Origin of the sequence: Nocardia sp. BSTN01 (assembly GCF_015354405.1) — a bacterium.
Taxonomy (GTDB): Bacteria; Actinomycetota; Actinomycetes; order Mycobacteriales; family Mycobacteriaceae; genus Nocardia.
On sequence record NZ_JADKYP010000125.1, the window covers coordinates 1 to 2762 of the forward strand.

General features: G+C 66.8%; 3 protein-coding genes. 1 reads left to right on the forward strand and 2 read right to left on the reverse strand.

The features are described 5' to 3' along the window. The first annotated feature begins 183 nt into the window (after positions 1-183). Positions 184-633 carry a transposase gene (locus IRT45_RS35995; RefSeq protein ID WP_194810218.1) on the forward strand — a complete coding sequence of 150 codons (450 nt, stop codon included), beginning with the start codon at positions 184-186 and terminating at the stop codon, positions 631-633. A gap of 65 nt (positions 634-698) precedes the next feature. Here the strand turns inward: IRT45_RS35995 and IRT45_RS36000 are convergent, their stop codons facing one another. Further along, positions 699-875: a hypothetical protein gene (locus IRT45_RS36000; RefSeq protein ID WP_194810219.1), complete on the reverse strand. Its 177-nt coding sequence runs from the start codon at positions 873-875 to the stop codon at positions 699-701. A 925-nt stretch (positions 876-1800) separates the two neighbouring features. Then, complete coding sequence (locus IRT45_RS36005) at positions 1801-2307, reverse strand: cysteine dioxygenase family protein (protein WP_309241310.1); 507 nt, start codon at positions 2305-2307, stop codon at positions 1801-1803. Positions 2308-2762: the final 455 nt, after the last annotated feature.

The window sequence follows — 2762 nt, forward strand, 5'->3', positions numbered from 1 at the left end:
GAGGGCCGGGTGTGGCTGGGGTCGCCTTGCGATTCGGTCGCCTTTTGGGAATGTCCGCCCGATCCTCTTGGGCGCCCTGGCTGCTGATTGAGATGCGCCTGTGTCGCTGGTTACGGATGCGTCGGCGGGGCGTTCCACCGGGTCGATCAGACACTAACGATGAAGCACTGGATCGGAGACAGCGTGGCGCGTGAAGTAGCCTGGGCCGGAGTCGATATCGGAAAGGCCCATCATCGATGGGTCTGTGTCGTCGACAGCGAGGGCACCAAGCTGTGGTCGGCGAAATTGGTCAACGATGAATCCGAACTCACTGCGGTGATCATGAAGGTGAGCGGGCTCGCCGAGCAGGTTGTGTGGACGGTCGACATCGTCTCCGCTCCCGCAGCCTTGTTGTTGGCCCTGCTGGCTCAGGCAGGGCATCCCGTCCGTTACGCGCCAGGCCGGATGGTAGCCGCGATGAGCGCGGCGTATGCCGGCGAAGGCAAGACCGACTCGAAAGATGCTTTCCTCATCGCCGAAACCGCGCGGATCCGGCGGGATCTCACCGTCATCGACCAGAGCGCCGACCTCACCCGCAACCTCGGCTTGTTGATCGCTCACCGCAATGATCTGACCGCTGATCGGTCCGGATGATCAACCGGTTACGCGCCGTCATGACGAGCGTATTCCCCTCTCTGGAAAGGGAATACGACTACTCGTCATGCCAAGGCGCGCTCGTTCTGCTCACCGGTTATGCCACACCACAACAGATCCGCGGCATCGGGCTCACGCGCCTGACCAGCTGGCTGCAGCGTCGCCGGGCCCGCAACTTCGCCCAGGTCGCCGCCCGAGCGGTCGCCGCCGCGCAGTCGCAGCACACCATGCTGCCAGGCCAACACATCGCCGCTTCACGGTGCCGCCGACACCTGCGTCAACCGCGAATACAGCACGTCAGCGAGTGGTTCGTCATACGACAGCTGAATCACGTCGAAGCCGGTCATCGCGAAATCACCTCCCGATACGCGGCGGCGACGGTAACTGGGGTCAGTCCCGGGGTGAGCGCCAATCTGTCGGCGGAGACCCGGCACGACGACACCTCGCGCCGGCGAGGTGAGAGGCCCGGCGCCGTCATAGCCACTGCCACTGCTGCCGCCGCAGGTGCGACCCAATTTCGGTGCCGCCTACCCCTCTCGCCCGAATGGGCGGTCGGCTCGAAAGGCCTTGCCCGGCAGAAAATTGCGGAGGGACCTTCCCGCTGCTCCGGTGTTCCGGACATCGGGTGGCGCGCCGCGGAGCCACGACTCGGTCGAACGCTGTTTCGGAGGCGGTCGCCGCAGGGAGCGGACGCCCCATGAGCCGCTTCCGCTCCTGCGGCGACGCCGGTAGCATCACGTTGCGCACCAACGGTTCCCGACTCAGGGAACGGCCGGCTATCACCGGTAGGCCAGCGGCTTTCCAGGCGCGGAACCCGCCCACCAGGTCAAGGCGCCGGACATCGGCGGCGAGGCTGGAGGCATATCCCTCGTTGCAGACGATGATCACGTTGGTGCCGGCGGTCAGACCGGGCAGCCGGGGCGATCCACCGGGATCGAGGCGCCACTCCAGCACGATGCGTTCCACGACGACCGAGCCGGAGATTTCGCCCTCAGCGAGCCGGTTGGCGTCCGGGCGGACGTCGACGACTGGGGCGCCGTCGGCCTCTCGGCGCGCCGCGGTGGGGGCTCGACCCGGTCCAGTCCGGCGCGCGCCTGCGCGAGCAGATCCTCGGCACGCATCCCCGTCACTCGTGAACGATCATGTGATCGGGTGTTCCCGGCATGGTCACACACCGCTGAAATCAGCCAATGTGCGGTACTCCCGCACCGGTCGCAGCGGCGGGGAGTAGGCGTGCACCGTCGCCGCGGGGCGCCAGCTGCGATTGTGCAGCTGATGGGCGCGCTCCGGCCCGAAGGCGACCGTGTCTCCGGTGCGCCAACTGGTCGAACGGACCGGGCCGGAGCCGTGCCGGAAGTCCTCGTCGAGCTCGCCGATCGAGACGGTGAACGATCCGGAGGCGCCACCGTGATCGTGCGGTTCGGTGCCCTGACCCGGAGCCCAGGACAGCAGCCACAGCTCCACACCCATAGTCAATGCGAGCCGAGTCCACCAGCGCTGCGCCCGGTCGAACCGCACGATGTCCAGCAGCGGTGTCGCCAGTTCGCCCGCCACCAGCGTGGTCAGCTCGTGCAATTGTGCCGGCGACCAAGCAGTGCGTTCGGCGACCACGGCCTCGTGCAGCAACGGCACGTCGACGCCCGGATGAATGTCTTTGGCGTGCTTGAGATTCACTGGCAGAGCCGTGGTCACACTGTCCCTTTGCGTCGTCGGATGTCGGTCGGCCGGGCCTACGCGTAGCGGCCCGCGGTGCATTCTTCGCCACCGCTCGTGATTTGCCACCATGTAGGCTCAGGGTGAGCAAAATTCCGCGGCACGGGTAGCCGGAATCACCTCGAGCGCAACGGGTTACCGCGTCCCGAACCAGCCGTACAGTTCCGTGATCATGGGCGCCGGCGACGCAGCCGATGTGCTATCGGTAGGCAGCCGGCGCGGTCGCCGGTCGCCGGTTCGGTTTCGACGGGATGACGTGTGTTGGCGAGCGGCAGAACTCCGGATTACCGCGGTGCGGTGGCACCGAACCAGACGGACACCCGAACGGCGTTGTGGATGGACGGTGATTTCTGGGATACCGCCCGGTGGCGGCCGGCGGTCGTGGTCCGGCGCACGATGAGTTGGGTGAGCGCCAC